The sequence below is a fragment of the Bacillus sp. BK450 genome, assembly GCF_004364885.1.
Taxonomy (GTDB): domain Bacteria; phylum Bacillota; class Bacilli; order Bacillales; family Bacillaceae; genus Bacillus; species Bacillus safensis.
Genome location: NZ_SOBQ01000001.1, coordinates 194,837 through 213,653 on the forward strand (window position 1 = coordinate 194,837; position 18,817 = coordinate 213,653).

At 40.2% G+C, this 18,817-nt stretch carries 19 protein-coding genes; all 19 read right to left on the reverse strand.

What is annotated here, in order from left to right:
- Positions 1-10 precede the first annotated feature (10 nt).
- The gene (pnp, locus tag EV579_RS00990; protein WP_024424134.1) at positions 11-2,128 is read right to left on the reverse strand and encodes a polyribonucleotide nucleotidyltransferase; all 2,118 of its coding nucleotides are present in this window, start codon (positions 2,126-2,128) and stop codon (positions 11-13) included.
- A 181-nt stretch (positions 2,129-2,309) separates the two neighbouring features.
- Positions 2,310-2,579 carry a 30S ribosomal protein S15 gene (gene rpsO, locus EV579_RS00995; RefSeq protein ID WP_008354438.1) on the reverse strand — a complete coding sequence of 90 codons (270 nt, stop codon included), beginning with the start codon at positions 2,577-2,579 and terminating at the stop codon, positions 2,310-2,312.
- Positions 2,580-2,719: 140 nt separating this feature from the next.
- Positions 2,720-3,685, reverse strand: a complete 966-nt coding sequence (gene ribF, locus EV579_RS01000) for a bifunctional riboflavin kinase/FAD synthetase (RefSeq protein WP_133743805.1) — start codon at positions 3,683-3,685, stop codon at positions 2,720-2,722.
- A 17-nt stretch (positions 3,686-3,702) separates the two neighbouring features.
- On the reverse strand, positions 3,703-4,632 hold the full coding sequence (gene truB, locus EV579_RS01005) for a tRNA pseudouridine(55) synthase TruB (protein WP_024424136.1): 930 nt from the start codon (positions 4,630-4,632) through the stop codon (positions 3,703-3,705).
- Between the two features lie 68 nt (positions 4,633-4,700).
- On the reverse strand, positions 4,701-5,051 hold the full coding sequence (gene rbfA, locus EV579_RS01010) for a 30S ribosome-binding factor RbfA (RefSeq protein WP_007499525.1): 351 nt from the start codon (positions 5,049-5,051) through the stop codon (positions 4,701-4,703).
- Positions 5,052-5,068: 17 nt separating this feature from the next.
- The gene (locus tag EV579_RS01015) at positions 5,069-5,347 is read right to left on the reverse strand and encodes a DUF503 domain-containing protein (protein WP_024424137.1); all 279 of its coding nucleotides are present in this window, start codon (positions 5,345-5,347) and stop codon (positions 5,069-5,071) included.
- The gene (infB, locus tag EV579_RS01020) at positions 5,344-7,464 is read right to left on the reverse strand and encodes a translation initiation factor IF-2 (protein ID WP_025092597.1); all 2,121 of its coding nucleotides are present in this window, start codon (positions 7,462-7,464) and stop codon (positions 5,344-5,346) included. Before infB ends, EV579_RS01015 begins: the two co-directional genes overlap by 4 nt.
- A 19-nt stretch (positions 7,465-7,483) precedes the next feature.
- Positions 7,484-7,786 carry a YlxQ family RNA-binding protein gene (locus tag EV579_RS01025; protein ID WP_024424138.1) on the reverse strand — a complete coding sequence of 101 codons (303 nt, stop codon included), beginning with the start codon at positions 7,784-7,786 and terminating at the stop codon, positions 7,484-7,486.
- Entirely contained in the window at positions 7,779-8,063 is a 285-nt protein-coding gene (gene rnpM, locus EV579_RS01030; protein WP_024424139.1) for an RNase P modulator RnpM, read from the reverse strand. The genes EV579_RS01025 and rnpM overlap by 8 nt, the downstream gene beginning before the upstream one ends.
- Positions 8,064-8,078: 15 nt before the next feature.
- Complete coding sequence (nusA, locus tag EV579_RS01035; RefSeq protein WP_024424140.1) at positions 8,079-9,194, reverse strand: transcription termination factor NusA; 1,116 nt, start codon at positions 9,192-9,194, stop codon at positions 8,079-8,081.
- Between the two features lie 32 nt (positions 9,195-9,226).
- Positions 9,227-9,700 carry a ribosome maturation factor RimP gene (gene rimP, locus EV579_RS01040; protein ID WP_133743806.1) on the reverse strand — a complete coding sequence of 158 codons (474 nt, stop codon included), beginning with the start codon at positions 9,698-9,700 and terminating at the stop codon, positions 9,227-9,229.
- 722 nt (positions 9,701-10,422) lie between these two features.
- Positions 10,423-10,971: a class I SAM-dependent methyltransferase gene (locus tag EV579_RS01045; RefSeq protein WP_133743807.1), complete on the reverse strand. Its 549-nt coding sequence runs from the start codon at positions 10,969-10,971 to the stop codon at positions 10,423-10,425.
- A gap of 132 nt (positions 10,972-11,103) precedes the next feature.
- Positions 11,104-11,850: an ABC transporter permease gene (locus EV579_RS01050; RefSeq protein WP_024427002.1), complete on the reverse strand. Its 747-nt coding sequence runs from the start codon at positions 11,848-11,850 to the stop codon at positions 11,104-11,106.
- 250 nt (positions 11,851-12,100) lie between these two features.
- The gene (locus EV579_RS01055; protein WP_133743808.1) at positions 12,101-12,994 is read right to left on the reverse strand and encodes an ABC transporter ATP-binding protein; all 894 of its coding nucleotides are present in this window, start codon (positions 12,992-12,994) and stop codon (positions 12,101-12,103) included.
- Between the two features lie 25 nt (positions 12,995-13,019).
- Positions 13,020-13,310, reverse strand: a complete 291-nt coding sequence (locus EV579_RS01060) for a winged helix-turn-helix domain-containing protein (protein WP_133743809.1) — start codon at positions 13,308-13,310, stop codon at positions 13,020-13,022.
- Complete coding sequence (locus EV579_RS01065) at positions 13,303-13,896, reverse strand: hypothetical protein (RefSeq protein ID WP_133743810.1); 594 nt, start codon at positions 13,894-13,896, stop codon at positions 13,303-13,305. Before EV579_RS01065 ends, EV579_RS01060 begins: the two co-directional genes overlap by 8 nt.
- A 329-nt stretch (positions 13,897-14,225) precedes the next feature.
- A complete protein-coding gene (locus tag EV579_RS01070; RefSeq protein ID WP_133743811.1) occupies positions 14,226-15,356 on the reverse strand; it encodes a glycoside hydrolase 5 family protein in 1,131 nt (376 codons plus the stop codon).
- 24 nt (positions 15,357-15,380) lie between these two features.
- Positions 15,381-16,610: an endo-1,4-beta-xylanase gene (locus EV579_RS01075; protein ID WP_133743812.1), complete on the reverse strand. Its 1,230-nt coding sequence runs from the start codon at positions 16,608-16,610 to the stop codon at positions 15,381-15,383.
- Between the two features lie 81 nt (positions 16,611-16,691).
- Entirely contained in the window at positions 16,692-18,797 is a 2,106-nt protein-coding gene (locus EV579_RS01080) for a glycoside hydrolase family 48 protein (protein ID WP_133743813.1), read from the reverse strand.
- Positions 18,798-18,817: the final 20 nt, after the last annotated feature.

The following is an 18,817-nucleotide window of genomic DNA, read 5'->3' on the forward strand; positions in this document are numbered from 1 at the left end:
TTTGATCTCATTAAGACTGCTTTTCTTCTTTTTCCTTTTCTTCACGTAAAACAGCTTTCCGAGAAAGGTTCACACGGCCTTGTTTATCGATTTCAGTGACTTTGACAAGTAATTCATCGCCAAGTTTCACGACATCTTCTACTTTGCCCACACGCTCAAGCGCAAGCTCAGAAATATGAACAAGTCCATCTTTTCCGCTGAAGATTTCAAGGAAGGCACCGAATTTTTCAATGCGTTTGACTTTACCTAAGTAAAGCTGTCCTACTTCAACTTCTCTCACAAGATCTTCAATGATTTTCTTCGCTTTTTGGTTCATATCTTCTTCTGTAGAAGATATGAAGATTGTACCATCTTGTTCAATATCGATTTTCACACCGGTATCTTCAATAATTTTATTGATTTGTTTACCGCTTGGTCCAATGACATCGCGAATTTTATCCGGATTGATTGTCATCGTTAAGATTTTAGGTGCATAACGAGACAATTCTCCTCTAGAAGCAGGAATCGTTGACAGCATGCTGTCTAAGATTTCCATTCTTCCTTTTTTCGCTTGTTGAAGAGCCTCTTCTAAGATGTCTTTTGACAAGCCATCGATTTTGATGTCCATTTGAAGGGCTGTGACACCTTTTGATGTACCTGCCACTTTAAAGTCCATATCTCCAAGTGCATCTTCCATTCCTTGAATGTCTGTCAGCACTGTGTAGTATTCCCCAGATTTCACAAGTCCCATTGCAATCCCTGCAACTGGTGCTTTAATTGGAACACCCGCATCCATCATCGCAAGTGTGCTTGCGCAAATACTTGCTTGTGAAGTAGATCCGTTAGATTCTAATACCTCTGAAACGAGGCGAACCGTATAAGGGAAATCTTTTTCGGATGGAATGACTGGTTCTAGTGCACGTTCACCTAGTGCACCATGTCCGATCTCACGACGACCTGGACCGCGCATTGGACCTGTCTCACCAACACTGAATTGCGGGAAGTTGTAATGGTGCATGAAGCGTTTTGATTCTTCAACACCTAGACCATCAAGAATTTGCACATCGCCAAGTGCACCTAATGTACAAATACTGAGCGCCTGTGTTTGTCCTCTTGTAAATAGGCCTGAACCGTGCGTTCTTGGCAGAAGTCCTACTTCTGAAGAAAGTGGACGGATTTGATCTACGCCGCGTCCATCTGGACGTACTTTCTCTTCAGTGATCAGACGGCGAACTTCGTTTTTGACAAGCTTGTTTAATACATCTTTCGCTTGTTTAATCGTTGCTTCGTCACGTTCTTCTGCTTCAAACTTCTCAACTACAGCTTTTTTCACAGCACTGATCGCATCCTCACGCGCATGCTTCTCATGTACTTGAATCGCTTTCAGCAAGTCAGCTTCAGCAAGTGCTTTTACTTCGTCTGCTAACGTTTGATCTACTTCATATAAAGGAATATCGATTTTTTCTTTACCGACTGCCTTCACAATTTCTTCTTGGAATTCGATTAAGCGTTTAATCTCTTGGTGACCGTACATGATCGCTTCAAGCATTGTCTCTTCCGGTACTTCATCAGCACCAGCTTCTACCATGTTGATCGCATCTTTTGTTCCGGCAACCACAAGATTGATGTCACTTTGTTCAAGCTGCTCCACATTTGGGTTAATGATCAGCTTTCCATCCACTCTTCCTACTGTAACGCCGGCGATTGGTCCCTCAAATGGAATGTCAGACACACATAAAGCTAAAGATGAGCCAAACATTGCAGCCATTTCAGATGAACAATCTTGATCCACACTCATGACGATACTAATGACTTGTACTTCGTTTCTAAATCCATCTGCAAACAGCGGACGAATTGGTCTGTCAATTAAGCGGCTCGCAAGGATAGCCTTTTCACTTGGACGGCCTTCTCTTTTAATGAAGCCGCCAGGAATTTTACCTACTGCGTATAGTCTTTCTTCGTAGTTCACAGTGAGCGGGAAGAAATCAAGTGGTTTTGGTTCTTTAGAAGCTGTTGCTGAGCTAAGCACAGCCGTATCTCCGTAGCGTACGAGGACCGCTCCGTTTGCTTGCTTTGCAAGCTGGCCAGTTTCAACTGTCAGTTGACGTCCAGCCCAGTCTATGGTGAAGACATGTTTCTCTTGTCCCATTCTGAGATAAACTCCTCTCTTATCGTAAAATTTTAGTTAGTTCTTATTATGAACAAAATGATTTTCACATATCAATGTGAAAGCTGTATGTAGAAGGGTATTTGCCATTCTTTCAACATTTTAACCATAAAATATTAGTGATTATACGATAAAAAAGCGGGAATCCTCCCGCTTTTTACGATTATCGACGTAAGCCTAGTTTGTTAATTAACTCACGGTAACGAGTTACGTCTTTATTACGTAGATACGTAAGAAGATTACGACGTCTACCTACCATTTTCAAAAGACCGCGACGTGAGTGGTGATCTTTCTTATGAGTACGTAAATGCTCGTTCAAGTTGTTAATTGATTCTGTTAGGACAGCGATCTGAACTTCTGGAGATCCAGTATCAGATTCGTGTGTTTTGAACTCATTAATTAATTGCGTTTTACGCTCTTGAGTAATTGCCATCCTGTTTCACCTCCAAATCATGTTAGCCCCATCTACCTCGCAACCGTCGGTGAAGTCGGCCTGCCAAGTAAGTGGTTTTAAAGCTACAGGAATAATCATACTAAAAATATGCTGAATTTGCAAATGGTAGAGCAGTTTTTCTATGATTTTTTTGTTTGCTTTTGCTGATCTTGAAAAAACTGAATCGCTTCTTCTTTATCTTGACTGATTTGAGCCGTCAGCTCCTGAATTCCGTTAAATTTTCGTTCACTGCGAATGCGCTTGAACCATTGTAATTTAATCGGCTGGCCATATATTTCTTCGTTAAAATCAAAGAGGTTTACTTCAATGGCAGGCTGATCAGGACGTTTTTCATAAAATGTTGGTTTATAGCCGACATTACAAACACCGTCATATACTTTACCTTTTACTTCTGCTCTTACTGCATATACCCCTGTTGGCGGAATAATGTATTCAGCAGATAAGCCGACATTAGCTGTCGGAAACCCAATCGTCCGTCCGCGTTTGTCTCCATGGATGACAATGCCGCGAAGCTGATAAGGTTTTCCTAAAAGCTCGCTCACATATTCAACATCCCCATTTTTTAATGCGGAACGGATGAGAGTGGAACTGACTTTTCGGTCTTGATTGGACAGCTTAGGTACGATGGTTGCATTGATACGGCCTTTTCCGTATTCGTCGAACGTTTCCATTGTGCCTGCACCAAAACGGCCAAACGTAAAATCAAACCCCGCTACTGCGTGCTTCACATTCAATTCATCCAAATATTGATCCACAAACTCTTGAGGAGATAGAGCTGCAAAACTCTCGCTGAATTGTACGATGTATAAATAGTCAGCGCCCAGCTGTTCGATAAAATCAATTTTATCCTCAAGCGGTGTAATTAAGTCTTTTGGTTCCCGTGCCTTTTGCAAAACATGTGATGGATGCGGATGAAAGGTCATGACTGCTAAGGCCAATCCTTCTTTTTCCGCAATGCTTTTCGCTTTGTCAATGACTTTTTGATGCCCGAGGTGAACACCGTCAAAGTACCCTAAAGCCATAACAGACGGAACTTGATCCTTTTGATTCAATGTATGTGGGTGTGAAATATGTATAGTCTTCACGAGATGTCACCTTTTCTTTAAGATTGCTTGTCCTGAGATAAGATCTTCGCCGGCTTCATCAGGTTTTGTTTGGTCGGGTGCTTCATATAAATCGCCAGACAACGGCCTGAAGGAGCAAATACAGCGACACGATCCGACTCTGCGAAATGAGCAAATTCATCAGGCATTGGCAGGACTGCACCGTTTTCCACTTTACTTGCTAATGTATCATTTATCTCCCATTTCGGCAAATGATTGAGCGCACGCTCGATCGGGACAAGGTGCTCATCTACAGTTCCTTCCTCGCTTATATCTCGCAGCTCATCCAGCGTGATACATTCATCAAGTGTAAAATCACCAGACCCTGTACGAATGAGATGTGACATGTGGGCTGGAAACCCTAGTTTCTTCCCGATATCAACCGCTAAGGTCCTCACATATGTTCCCTTTGAACATAGAACGGTAAACCTAAATGACACGCTACCATCCTCATATGTGACAGGTGTAGTCCGCTCGATACGGTGAATAGTAATTTCTCGGCTCGGCCGCTCAATTTCAATGCCTTCTCTTGCATATTCATAGAGCTTTTTCCCGCCAATTTTCACAGCAGAAAACATGGGAGGAATTTGTTCAATGGTTCCTTCAAACTGCTTCAGCGCCTCATCAATTTCTTTTTCTGAGATCGGTTTTTCCACCTTTTTTTCTTCTACGATCTCACCTGTTTGGTCTTCTGTTGTTGTAGAAAAGCCAATCGTGATCTCTGCATCATACGTTTTCGATTTATCTGTTAAGTATTCTACAATCTTCGTTGCTCTTCCGATACAAATAGGGAGAACACCTGAAACCTCTGGGTCAAGGGTGCCTGTATGGCCGACTTTTTTTGTGTGCAAAATTTTTCTTACTTTAAACACACAGTCGTGTGAGGTCATGCCTCTTTCTTTATGTAATAAAAGAACACCATTTATCATCTGCGTTCTCTCCTTTCATAAACGATGAAAAAGGACAGACGATCATCGCCTATCCTTATTTCAACGTCTTATTCGTGATCTTTTGTGTTTAATTCAGCAATCAGGCTTTCAATTCGATTTCCGTAATCTACAGATTCGTCGAATTCAAAATGCAGTTCTGGTGTTTTGCGAAGTCTGATTCGATTGCCAATTTCAGAGCGGATGTACCCTTTAGCCTTTGCAAGACCTTTTAAGGTTTCCTCTCTTTTCTTCTCGTCGCCAAGAACAGAAATGTAGACTTTGGCAATTTGCAAATCACCGGATACTTCGACATCAGTTACAGTCAAAAAGCCGATTCTTGGATCTTTTAGCTTTCTGCCTAAGATGTCGCCCAATTCTTTTTTCATTTGCTCACCCACACGGGTTGCTCTCATACTCATGATCTTATCACCTCTAATTAAAACCACTCAGTTTTCGTGATCGTTCGTTCAATTTCAGGAAAAGAATCGATAAAGCTTAATACACGCTGAAGCTCCTTTTCCACTTGAACCCGAGATGAGGAAATCACGGCGATTCCGATTGATGTACGCTGCCATGTATCCTGGTAATCCATTTCAGCAATGGTTACATTGAATTTATGACGCGTTCTTGTCAATATTCGCTGAAGAACCGCACGTTTTTCCTTCAGTGAGGATGCATCATAGATCATGCACTCACATTCGGTATAACCGATCATTTTCTTTCGATTTCTTGCATAACGAATGATTCCATGACATCACCTTCACGGATATCATTGTATTTCTTAATGGTAATACCACATTCATAGCCTTGTGAAACTTCTTTCACATCATCTTTAAATCGTTTTAACACGTCAACTTCGCCTTCAAAAATAACGACGCCGTCACGGATTAAGCGGATTCCGCTATCTCTTGTAATCGTTCCTTCAGTTACATAACCGCCAGCAATTGTACCGATTTTAGATACTTTGAACGTTTGACGGACTTCAACTTGACCGATGACTTTTTCTTCATATTCAGGGTCAAGCATTCCTTTCATCGCAGCTTCAATTTCATCGATGACTTTATAGATAATGCGGTGCAAGCGGATATCAACGTTCTCAGTCTCAGCTGTGCTCTTCGCATTTCCATCAGGACGTACGTTAAAGCCAATCACGATGGCATTAGAAGCACTTGCTAAAATGATGTCTGATTCTGTAATCGCTCCAACACCCGTATGGATGATTTTCACTTTTACGCCTTCGACTTCAATTTTTTGAAGAGCTGCTGTTAATGCTTCAGCAGAGCCTTGTACGTCTGCTTTCACGATCAAGTTGATATCTTTTACGTCACCTTGTTTGATTTGCTCAAATAGGTCGTCTAGAGATAATTTTGCTTTATCTGAACGCTGTTCGTCCAGCTGTTTAGAAGCACGCGCCTCACCGACTTGACGAGCTGTCTTTTCATCTTTGAATACGAGGAACTGATCCCCTGCATTCGGTACATCGTTTAAACCAGTGATTTCAACAGGTGTAGATGGTCCTGCTGTTTTCACGCGGCGGCCGATGTCATTGACCATTGCACGTACACGACCAAATGTATTTCCTACAACGATTGGGTCACCTACATGAAGTGTACCTGTTTGAACAAGAAGGGTTGCAACAGAACCTCTTCCTTTATCAAGCTCAGCCTCGATGACAGTCCCTTTTGCCGCACGATTAGGGTTGGCTTTCAGTTCGGCTACTTCGCTGACAAGAAGGATCATTTCGATCAATTCGTCAATGCCTTCACCTGTTTTCGCAGATAGTGGAACGAAAATGGTTTCGCCGCCCCAAGCTTCTGGTACAAGACCATGCTCAGTTAATTCCTGCATCACGCGGTCAGGGTTCGCTGTTGGTTTGTCAATTTTGTTAACAGCGACAATGATTGGCACTTCTGCCGCTTTCGCATGGTTAATCGCTTCAATTGTTTGCGGCATGACACCATCATCTGCTGCAACGACTAGAATTGTCGTATCCGTTACTTCGGCACCACGTGCACGCATCGTTGTAAATGCTGCGTGTCCAGGTGTATCAAGGAACGTAATTTTTTTGCCGTTTTCTTCAATTTGGTATGCACCGATATGCTGCGTGATTCCACCTGCTTCGCCTTCGACGACTTTTGTCTTACGAATGCTGTCAAGAAGAGTTGTTTTCCCGTGGTCAACGTGTCCCATGATCGTTACAACTGGAGGGCGTACTTGCATATCTTCTTCTTTATCTTCAACTTCATACTTTTCAAGTTCAGTTTCTTCTAAAATAATGACCTCCTCTACTGGAACACCATATTCAGAAGCGATTAATTCAACTGTATCTTTATCAAGTTCTTGGTTGATCGTTGCCATGACACCAAGCATCATCAGCTTTTTGATGATTTCAGCTGTTTCTTTTCCAAGCTCATCAGCCAGCTGGCCGACAGTCATTGAATTTGTAAATTCAATTTTTTCAGGAAGCTCTTTTTTAGGCTTCACGGGTCTAGCTTGCTGATGCTGCGGTTTGTTATTTCCACCGCGTTTATTTTTGTTTTTATTTTGGTTGTTGTTTTTTTTGTTTTTATTAAATTGATTATTCTGCACGTCATTCTTCTTTCTATCATTGTTTTTGTTAGATGATTGTTTTTTTTGTTCTGCGGGTTTCTCGTTAGCTGTCTCTTTTGCTTTGGCTTTTTTATAGATAGCGTCTAGCTTTTTCACAGTGTCGTCTTCAAGCGTCGCCATGTGGTTGTTCACTTCCACGTTCATATCCTTAAGCGCTGCTATAATATCTTTACTTGAAACATCTATGGCTTTTGCGTATTCATATACTCTCACTTTAGCCATTCGTTCACCCCCAAATAAATTAATCGAGCAAGCTTATGAGCTTCTTAGCGAAGCCTTGGTCAGTGACAGCGACAACTACGCGAGCTTCTTTCCCAATAGAACGTCCGAGAACGGAACGGTCTTCAACTTTTCTAACCGGAACATTATAAAATTTGCATTTGTCAGATACCTTTTTCTCTGTGTTAGATGAGGCATCTGCTGCAAGAAGAACCAGCTTAGCACGCGCATGTCTAATTTCTTTGATCACCAGATCTTCTCCTGACACGACTTTACGAGCTCGATTTGCTAGACCAAGCAAAGGATACCATTCAGATTCATTCATTAGGTTTTTTCACCTTTTCAGCTAGTTCTAGTAATTCTTCAAATATGTGTTCGTCAATCTGTGTCTGAAATTGCTGCTGTAAACTGCGTTTGTTCTTTGCCGCAAGAATGGTTTCTTTATCGAGAGAAAGGTAAGCTCCGCGTCCGTTCATTTTTCCGGTAGCGTCAACAGACACTTCTCCTTCTTTAGAACGAACAACACGGATCAGTTCTTTCTTTGGTTTCATTTCTCCCGTCACGACGCATTTTCTAAGCGGGATTTTTTTTCGGCTTTTCACCTTTAATATCACCTCTTATTCGTCAGATTCCTCAGCTACTGGTTCAGCCTCTAAGAAAAGAGATTCAGAGTCTTCAGTTCTTGGGAAAATACCGAGTTCCCTTGCATCTGTTTCGCTTTTAATGTCGATTTTCCAGCTAGTCAGCTTCGCTGCAAGGCGGGCATTTTGACCTCTTTTACCAATCGCTAATGACAGCTGATAATCAGGGACAATGACTGTTGTCGCCTTGTCTTCTTCATTCACAATGACGTCAAGTACTTTTGATGGACTGAGCGCATTGGCAACAAATTCAACCGGGTCATTAGACCAATGGACAATGTCAATTTTTTCGCCTTTTAGCTCATTGACAATTGCTTGTACACGCTGGCCTTTTGGTCCAACACAGGAGCCAACTGGATCAACATCAGGATCATCTGTACGAACAGATATTTTAGAACGGTCCCCAGCTTCTCTAGCAACCGATTTAAGCTCTACAGTACCATCATAAATTTCTGGTACTTCAATTTCAAATAAACGCTTTAAAAGACCTGGATGTGTTCTAGACACATAAATTTGTGGTCCTTTTGTTGTTTTTTCTACTTTTGTAATGAACACTTTTATGCGGTCATGTGGTTTGTATTCTTCATTTGGCATTTGTTCATTGACAGGAAGAAGGGCTTCGATTTTGCCAAGTGACACGTAAATGAATTTACTGTCAATCCGCTGAACGATTCCCGTCATAATGTCTTCCTCGCGGTCGATGAACTCAGTGTAGATCACACCACGCTCTGCTTCTCTCACTCGCTGCGTCACAACTTGTTTCGCTGTCTGAGCTGCAATGCGTCCGAAGTCTTTTGGTGTGACTTCAATCTCAACGACGTCACCAACCATGTAATTCGGGTTAATATTGGCTGCATCATCTACAGAGATTTCAAGGCGAGAATCATACACTTCATCTACAACATCTTTTCTTGCGAACACACGAATCGTTCCCGTTTCGCGGTTTAAATCAACACGAACATTTTGTGCTTGATTAAAATTACGCTTATATGCAGAAATGAGTGCAGCTTCTATCGCTTCAATGATAATTTCTTTACTAATACCCTTCTCTTTCTCAAGAACAGTCAGGGCATCTAACAACTCACTACTCATTTTTATGGTTCCCCCTTATATCAATGAAAAGGTTAATTGAACGAAACTGCTAATCTTGCGTTAGCTATTTTTTCGTATGGAATATTGATCTCTTTCTTTCTTGTCTTGATCTTCACTGTCACTGTTGCAATCTCACCATCAAAGCTTGTAAGCTCACCTTCAAATGCTTTTTCACCATCAATTGGTTCATATGTTTTCATGAAAACATTTTTTCCAAGTGCTTTTTCAAAATCAGCTTTTTTCTTTAATGGGCGCTCCGCTCCAGGAGAGGACACTTCAAGAAAGTAGTTTTGGCTAATCGGATCTGCCTCATCAAGCTTTTCGCTCAAGACTTCGCTCACTTTGGCACACTCTTCGATATCGACACCTTTATCAGAGTCAATAAACACGCGAAGGAACCAGTTTTGACCCTCTTTGACAAATTCAACATCAACGAGTTCAAGCTGTAAGCCATCTAAAATTGGCTGCACCATTTCGCTTACGACATCCACTACTTTTTTGCTCATTCTCTTCCTCCTTGTGCTTTCGATAAACGCTCTTATCAATCATTCTGCATAAAAACCCTGCTTTATGTGAGCAGGGGGAGCAGAAAACGGATGAATAATGTCGAGACAAAAATTGCCTGTTCAATACAAAAGAGCGGGTTTCCCCACTCTTGTCTCGGTAATCGTTAGCATTTCCATAAAAACTATACCATATCCAATTTTTTTATGCAAATGAAGTTCCTCCTTATAATAATAGGTACTTGCTCAACGATTACTGCAGCATGTTCAGTACCATTAATGCCTCTCTCTTCCTTTATATATAAACGGAAAGCCACTCTGAACAAAACGGGCTGGTAATAATGCACCTGAATGCAATGAGCGAAGAACAGAGCCCCCTATGAAAGAAAGTAACATCTACACTAAGCAATCTCTGTTTCCAAAAAACATTTTGTATGACACAGTATGGTTATTTATATAGAAGCAAAGAGTGTTTCAGTAAACAGCCATCACTTCCAAATTTTTCAAACCCCCTAATGGATAAGTACTTTAACGTTAAAGAAATAAGCAGTTTAATTTTAAGCACTTTGCCTTTGCTCACTCACTTCAGAAGAACCGCGTTCTAATTTTTAGGGAATAGCAATGTAAAGATCATTCATATTGAACTCCCCGAAGAGCAGGCGGAGACTGAACGGATAACCTTCATATTATACATAGAGAAAGAACCATGTTTATATGGAATGAATTTATCCAGACTGTTTAATCAGCCATGCATGTAAAAGTAAAGGTGTCTTCTGTGCTGAATTGCTATATTCATCTGGAACCTGCCTTAACGTTTGTTGTAAATTTTCATTTCCTATTAACGATAAAAATTCCATACTAAATGGGCTAAACCCTCCAATTATAGAAGTACCAATCTTATACATCATATCTTTTCTAGTTTTGGTCATATAGGTGAGTAGCTGCTCGAACTCAGATAATGTCAATGAGGCGTGATATTGATCATATAAATACAGTTCTTCTTCTTTGTTCTGAACTGAACTCAATCCACTTTCTAAACTATCTCGATTTAAATCAACTATATAAATAATCGATTCATTTGATAAATAAGGAAGTAACTGTTCTAATAATGCTAAAGGATCTTCAAATAGCCCAAAACACAGATGTATTAAAATCGCATCATAACTTTTCGCATGTGATGAAAAATTTTTGATATCTGTACAAATAAAATGAGCTTTTATATTCAATTGATTTGCACAGTGTATGGCTTCTTCAGATGAATCAATTCCAGTCAAATTTTATATGGCCGAAAACAACTTTCAACATACAGTTCTAACTCTTCACTTAACATTGACTCACTCCTTTTTTCAGACAGCATACATGCATTGATTTTGCGGTGCATAACATTTAGCTGAAATTTTTAGAGACTAGCCTCTTGCTCGCTTTATATATTTTTTATAGCCAACCAACGAAAGAATAAACCCTAACAGTGTATAGCCTATAAGGACTGCTGTAACTAAGATCAAATTCTCTCCCCCTGGTAGTGTTGATACTGATTGCACTAAACCTTGATGTGCCCAATACTGCGGGAAGAGCATACCAATTATTTTGAGATAACTAGGTAATTGATCAAATGGAGTCCATAAGCCACAAGCAACTGCTGTCCCTAAAGCAATCATGTTTGTCATCACTAGGCCTGTATTCTCAGTTTTAGCAAATGCGGCGATGGCAACTCCCCATGAAGTCACTTGCATTGATAATAGAACAACTACTAAGAAATACGAGCTGTATTGTGTTATTTCAATACCATATAAATAAACCCCTAAAATGGTTAACAACAAAACTTGAAATAAGATAATGATAAAAAATGGAACGCACTTTCCAAGAAAAAAATGATGCGGCTGTAAAGGAGTACTTGCTAGCCTTGCCACAATTCCTTTCTCACGATCTTTTACAAAACTAATGACAATTGAAATAATGACAAATGTGGAGAAAAACACGCTCATCCCTGTCACTGATTGAGAAGCAACTAATGTTTTTTGTGCTTGAGAACTACCTGATGTAAATAATTCTATTAAAAGAATAATTGAAGCAACTGGTAATAAAATGGTCCAGAACAACAATGATCGATCTTTCACCTGTTTTATAGATTCGATGCGGACTAATGGCCACATAAACATCACTCCCGTTATATTCATTTGATTCCCTTCTATATAACTCTTAAATAATCACATTTTTTATTTATTTTACCATTTGTGGATGTGACGAATTAGAATTAGTCACATAATGTTGACTAATTACGTATGATTTTAAATCACGGTACACACAAATTAATTCTGTTCGTTAGATTTATGCTCTTTCTACATTAGTTACTCTTTTAAGTTATTTTGATTTACGAGAGTGCTTTTCATTCATAAAGACATTTTATTGTAATTGATCACGTAAATCTGTTCCTGTTAATTGAAAAAAGACATCTTCAAGTCTCGGTCTGTACAAAGATAATTGTTGGGGAACCAATGATTCCTTTTTACTCAGTTTAGCCAAATCTTCTAAAGTATCTAATGGTTTTGTAGTTTTAACTAACACTCCACCTTGATGAGTAACAAAATCATACCCGAGACTAGTTAATGTTTTATTAGGAATCATAGATTCAAAAAAGACAGATGTTTCTGCGTAACGATTCAAAAGCTCATCTATTTTGCCTTCTTCAACAATATTCCCTTTATCAATGAAAGCCACATAATCACATAAACTCTCTATTTCCTCCATATAATGACTAACATAGATAATAGTTCTTCCCTCTTCCTTCAATTTGTTAATGATGTCGAAAATATAACGTCTTGATTGAGGATCTACCCCCACTGTCGGTTCATCTAAAAGAATTAACTTAGGAGCATGCATTAGAGCGCAGCCAATATTCAAACGACGTTTCATTCCTCCTGAAAAGCTTTCAACTATATCATTTGCTCTTTCCCACAATCCTACATCTTTTAGTGTTTTTTCTACTCTTTCTTCTAATGTTTTCCCTTTCAAACCATAAATTTGTCCAAAAAACTCCATATTTACTTTAGCTGTTAATTTTTCCTCTAAGCTGATGTCTTGCGGGATGTAGCCGAGCGCACTCTTAGACTCACCAACATGCTCAACTCTGCCTTCATAAGATTTAATGATGTGAGATATAATTTTCATCAAGGTTGATTTACCAGAACCATTTGGACCTATTAATCCATAACAAACTCCTTCTGGAATCGTTAATGTAATACTTTTTAACGCTTGGGTAGTCCCGTATTTTTTACTGACGTTTTCTATTTTCAACATTCGGCACCCTTTCCTTCCATGTCAGTTATTTTTTTAAAATGGCTTCAATAACACTCAAATATTCTTTGTAGGCGTGCTCTCCTAAATCTGTTATACTAACGATTGTTTTTGGTTTTTTATCCACAAATGTCTTTGTAATTAGCACATAGCCTGCATCCTCTAATTTTTTTAAATGCGAGCCCAAATTACCGTCTGTTACAGATAAAGAGGCTTTTAAGAAGCTAAAATCACATTTTTCATAAATCATTAATAAACTCATAATCCCTAACCGAACTTTTGGATGGATTAAATCATTTAAACTATTGACATTACTCATTTCCTTGTCCTTTTCTTTTTAAAATCACACCAGTTAATAACAAACTTCCTCCACCAATAAAAGCGAAGATAATGTTCATTAAACTAGGAAATAATAAAAATGTAGTTACACCTAAAACACTTAGCCAGAACCCCATAATAAAGATCTCTTTAGCCAGAACAATACCTAAGAGTAAATACATGATAGAAACCAATAAAACAACATAAAAGGGTAAATTATTTAATGTATATGGTAATAAACCAACACATATTAAAAAAATAAAGATACCTAAAATAATTCCAAGACCAAGCCATGTGTATTGTAATTGAGTTCTTAAAAACAAGGGCATTGGTATCATTTTCTTTTGTTTAAAATATGTAGTTAAAGTGATAACCCAGCCCGCAATGCCTAAAATAAGCCAAAAGACACCTGCAGTTATTGAATGAGCAAAAAGTAAAGGTATTGAATATCCCATTATCCAAATGAGGCCCCAAATGATAAAATAAATACTGGTTTGTTTACAATACTCTGTTTTATAGTTTGTAATCGTCTTGATATGAGATAAATTCTCTAATATTTCTGAATTATTGAATTTTTCATTAGACATAAATAAACTCCTCTTCCACAAAGAACTCTGTACTACAGAGTATAGAATGAAATTTCCATTTAGTCAAGTTATTGGAAATACCTTTTTTATGAATTAAAATAAAAAATAGATATAACCACCTCCTTCCTAACAAATCTCCAAATACCTTCTGCTTCTTGATCGTTTCTGAAAACCCTTTTCAATGGTTGTCGCATAACCGCTTCATATTTCAAGAAATTTAAATATAGAAAAAGTGATAAACAAGCATTTTAAATTTTCTATTTGGATAGTAAGAACTACTAATTGGAGTGAGCTATATAAACAGTTCCTTATTCAGCAGGCATTCGTCATCATTTCTTTTCATTCATTCTTTTCGCATGTTCACTAATAAGTGCTGCCTCCCTGCTTCCTTTTATAATGCGGAAACCGTCATAATCCGGATAGAGCGAGTCATCGTCCTGAATGCTTGTTAAAATCCAAAATTGACTGCCAGCCCCTCCGAGCCACTCTACCGCTGACAGCCAGCTCTGATATACGTCAGGACGAGCTGATTGATTTTGATAGCCAAACTCTTCTAGCACAACTGGCTTTCCGATTGACTTCCCACGGGTGATATGGTCTTCGATCCATTTCACTCCCCAGGCAGCAGACTTGCTCCAGTGATCTGGGTACAGATGATAGGTTCCATAATCGATATTAGGAAGAGATGTTAAACGGTCCCAATCAACGCCTTCTCCTCCACCGTAAAACCAATCTTCATGTCCTGGTATGCGAAAGAATCCTTCATCTCCTACTGCAACAAGATGGTGACGATCCAGTGATTTGATCCATGTACTCATTTCATCTGCCCATTTGACTAGTACATTTCCCGTTGGATCTGACTGCATCCGCGGCTCGTTGGCTAATTCCCAAGTCATAATAGCTGGATCGTCTTTATATTGAACACCTGTATACGTATTGGTTCTTTCTAATACATAGCGCACATAATTTTTGTAAGCTTTTTGAATACGAGGATCTGTATAGAAGGCATCATGCGATCCTGCCCCGAACCACTTCACATATTGATTCATACCGCCAAAGTCATCCCAATTGTTCACTAGTGGGATCACAAGCTTTATTCCTTCCTGTCCTGCTTTATAAATCGCATAATCTAGTTTTTGAAAACCAGATTCTTCATAGACGCCTGGACTAGATTGTAAGACTGAGTTTTCTTGAGGAGCCCCGTCGTGAAAGCCCCAAATCCGTATGACCTTTAAATTCATTGCTTTCATATCATCGAACACAGCATCTACCATTTTTTTAGATTTGTAATGGAAATAGTAATTATTTGTGCCGGCGAAGTAAAATGGTTGATTGTTCAGCGTAAATTGTGTACCAGACGTCTGCACATAAGCAGCGGCCTTCATCGTAAGCGAAAACCAGCCAGACCATATAGCGGCTATAAGTATGAAGCAAGACACTCTTTGAGCCCACTTTTTCATTTACATTCTCCTCACAATCTATCTCTATCCTTCTTGAGGCAGGATCACGTCTAGTTGAAACGGTGTTTGTTTATTTGAATCAAGTTCAATCGTCTGCTGTTTGAGCATTTTATTTTCTTTACCGATTCGAATCTCATATGTTCCGTGAAATGCTGGACATTTCACATGGCCATTAGCATCTGTTTTTTCAACTCTTTGGGTCGTCCACTCGTTTAGAAGCTTTTCATAACGTCGTCCTGCTTCATTTAAAGACCAATCATAATTCACGATGGCTGCATGTTCACCTCTCCAATGGGCACCTGCCCAAAATCCCCACATCAGCACTCCTTTTACGGCTGGATGACTAAATGCGACGCGATATAAAGCTTCCAGGTTATCCGCTCTTCTATTAGGGTCAGGGTGAACAGAATCGTACTCTGTGACCCATATTGGAAGACCAAGCTCAGCCAGCACATCGAGCCTCTCTTTGACAATGACTGGATCGACCCGTTCTTCAAAATGGCCTTGAACCCCAATCGCCTCAATAGGTGCGCCTAACTGACGCAGTTCATTGATATGTGCTTTATAGGCATGGTGTTCACCATAAGAGATCACATTATAATCATTCACAAACAATAGGGCTTGAGGGTCAATTTTTTTCGTTTCTTCATACATCCACTTCCAAATATTTTTCCCAAAGCGATCTTTAAAAAATGAACCATGCATCATTTCATTGTTTACATCCCAATGACGGAACCTTCCCTTAAAGTGATTGCCCGCATGCTCAAGCCGGTTTTTCATGGCTTCATATACTTCGTGATTCGGCAATGACCTCAGCCAGCTTGGATTCGCATCCTCTACCTCCCAAAATAAAGCGTGCCCCCTCACTGGAAGCTGATGTCGATCTGCAAAATTCAGCATCGCATCTGCTTTTTCGTAGGTGATTTTCCCTCTTTCTGGCTCATTCGCATACCATTTTGCTTCATTTTCAAAAACAGCCCAATTAAAATGCTTCACGAAAAAATCAGCATATTGTTGATTAAATAACACTTGATCATTCATCGCTGAACCAAAGGCGAATTCATGTCTGATTTGCTTTATTTCAACCTCTATTCCTGCTATTGGCTTTTTTTCGCCGTTTGTCACGTTGATCACAAGATCTCTTTGTCTATGCTCTGAGATTCGATCATCCGCCTCTTTTTTCCACATCAGATTTTCCTGCCCATTTTCGCCTCTATTGAAGGAATGATGAAGAAAGCTTCTTTCTTTGACCATGTGAAATCACCCTTATCTTCATTGGATTAATATTACCTATTCAAACTGCCGGCTAGAAGCCGGCAGCTTGATTTTAACCTCTTAGTTGATCAGACGATGGTATTCAGCATAGGCAGTGGCCATATCCACTTGAGACCAGAAGCGGTGATAAGTGAAAACTGGTGCGCCATTCTCCCATTTGCCTGTAGCTTCATTAAATGAAGACTGATATTTACTTTCGAGTGAAGACCATGCTGGATCTTGTTTAATCTTCGGACGAAGATCAGCAAAACTCGTATAGACCCCATTCCCTCCTCGCTGCGGGTCAGAAGGAATGGTGCTGGCTCCAGGAATTTGATTTCCTTGACCAAATGTCCCGTTCCATCCATTTGGGAAATACACTTCTTTTCTAAAGAAACGGTCATAGTCTTCTCTATCTTCCTCTGTCACTATGCCGACGCCATCATTGTAATTCCATGCAACCTCTAGGAGCTGCGCAGCTGCATCTTTCGCTCTTGCACCAAGCGCTGTATAATCACCTGTTTCCTGCTTTGTGGCTGCAGCAAAGAATATCAAAGCTTTGGCTAGACTTCCTAATACGCCCGTATCCTGAGTCGGATCTTTAGTTACAGCTGTTAAATTTGGATTTCCTGTTGCAGACTGGAACCCGTTCCAAGTATCAGGCTGTCCGCTCCAAGCAATATTTCCAGGAAGCCAAAACTCTCCAGGCGCACTTGTTGTAGCAACTGAAACATTCGTTCCTCCTAGAATTCTCTGTCCTTGTTCATCTAAGAAATAACCCTCTTCATCTGACACAGGACGGCTGCCGATAAAAATGTAGTCTAAGGCATAGCTGACCCATTTTGTTATGACAGATTTGGCCATTTGGACATTTTCAGATGTTTTGTCGCCATCTTTTACAAAAATATAATAAAGCTCTGCTACGCGCTCCATTGGCCACGCCTGCATTCCAAACCAGTTATTTGAAGGCGGGTCAAGGTAAACAGGTGCATCTTCGTATGCCATATCATAAAAAGTACTTCTTCCTGCTGGATAAGCGCTATAGTCTCCATTCCAGCTATTGGTTGCGCCTCCTGCTATGGCTCCTTCTTTCGATTGAAGCCATACGTAAAATTCAAGCTGTCTCTTTAAAGTTTTTTCCCAATCGCTTGCCCCGGTAGCAGAAGATGGCTTTAAGCCTCCTTTATCTGAGGATAAAGCATAAGCAGCGACAGGATTTTGATAACCTTGATGACAATGGCTCGCTCCGATACGCCATGACCAGTTTGCATACTCCCCAAGTCCTCCGCCCCAAGAGGTATACCATGCCATTAAGTAATGACAGGCACTCTTTCCGTTTCCAGGATACGGATTCCCCTGCTTCCCGCTTCCAATCGTTTGAAAATATTTATCGTACATGCCGTAACGGAGGAAATCCCCCATTTTTTTCGCTTTATCAAGATAAGCTGACCGATTATAGCCGAGCTCCTTTGCCCAATACATCGCTTGTATCGCGCGCGCATCAGCATCCGTTGCATTCGTATAGCGCCACTGGGCAGCTGGAGCTTGATTTTCTTTTGTGAACAAACTCATAAAGCCTTCATTCGGCTTACCAAAAGATTTATCGTCCTGTGATGGATGAGGGATGGACTCCCATACAGATTCTTGCGGACCACGCTGGAATGTGTTCACATAGGCGGCTGTATGTGATGGGTTGAGCAAGTTACCATAGCCATACCAGTTATCTACGTCAAGGAGCCAGTGCATTAAATACGTTTCATTCGTCCCATAGGTTGATTTCAATTCACTATCAATTGGATCTTGACCAGCAGGACGAGCACCGGTCAGCTGGCTTGGGTATTGATCCGGAAATGGTTTCTCTGCTGCGTATGTGGCTGGGCTGGACGGATTGTAAGCGTTCATATGCGGCTGCTCATCATTTCCATCTTCATTGACTGGGATGATGTACTTCTCCATATTGTCCCAAGCTGCCTCTAATTTGCTCCAGTCCCCTGTGTAATGTCCGTACAGCACCTCAAGCCACAGCCAATAGCTATATGCTTCTGAAGTTGTCATATGCCCATAATCAGGTGCTTCGCAAATGAGTGTCTCGATTGAATGATACGGAATTCCTTCTGGTGAAAAATATCCATTCGCATCGCTTTTGATTTGATGATAAAGCGTTAAAAACCGTTCTTTGTTTGACAAGTCCTTCACCCTTTCAATAA

Coding starts and splice junctions, on each gene's coding strand:
- nusA (WP_024424140.1), bottom strand. CDS start 9,194: ATGAGTAGTGAGTTGTTAGATGCCCTGACTGTTCTTGAGAAAGAGAAG.
- rbfA (WP_007499525.1), bottom strand. CDS start 5,051: ATGAGTATGAGAGCAACCCGTGTGGGTGAGCAAATGAAAAAAGAATTG.
- infB (WP_025092597.1), bottom strand. CDS start 7,464: ATGGCTAAAGTGAGAGTATATGAATACGCAAAAGCCATAGATGTTTCA.
- EV579_RS01070 (WP_133743811.1), bottom strand. CDS start 15,356: ATGAAAAAGTGGGCTCAAAGAGTGTCTTGCTTCATACTTATAGCCGCT.
- EV579_RS01050 (WP_024427002.1), bottom strand. CDS start 11,850: ATGTGGCCATTAGTCCGCATCGAATCTATAAAACAGGTGAAAGATCGA.
- rpsO (WP_008354438.1), bottom strand. CDS start 2,579: ATGGCAATTACTCAAGAGCGTAAAACGCAATTAATTAATGAGTTCAAA.
- EV579_RS01075 (WP_133743812.1), bottom strand. CDS start 16,610: ATGGTCAAAGAAAGAAGCTTTCTTCATCATTCCTTCAATAGAGGCGAA.
- truB (WP_024424136.1), bottom strand. CDS start 4,632: ATGATAAATGGTGTTCTTTTATTACATAAAGAAAGAGGCATGACCTCA.
- EV579_RS01015 (WP_024424137.1), bottom strand. CDS start 5,347: ATGATCGGTTATACCGAATGTGAGTGCATGATCTATGATGCATCCTCA.
- EV579_RS01060 (WP_133743809.1), bottom strand. CDS start 13,310: ATGAGTAATGTCAATAGTTTAAATGATTTAATCCATCCAAAAGTTCGG.
- pnp (WP_024424134.1), bottom strand. CDS start 2,128: ATGGGACAAGAGAAACATGTCTTCACCATAGACTGGGCTGGACGTCAA.
- EV579_RS01065 (WP_133743810.1), bottom strand. CDS start 13,896: ATGTCTAATGAAAAATTCAATAATTCAGAAATATTAGAGAATTTATCT.
- rimP (WP_133743806.1), bottom strand. CDS start 9,700: ATGAGCAAAAAAGTAGTGGATGTCGTAAGCGAAATGGTGCAGCCAATT.
- EV579_RS01025 (WP_024424138.1), bottom strand. CDS start 7,786: ATGAATGAATCTGAATGGTATCCTTTGCTTGGTCTAGCAAATCGAGCT.
- EV579_RS01055 (WP_133743808.1), bottom strand. CDS start 12,994: ATGTTGAAAATAGAAAACGTCAGTAAAAAATACGGGACTACCCAAGCG.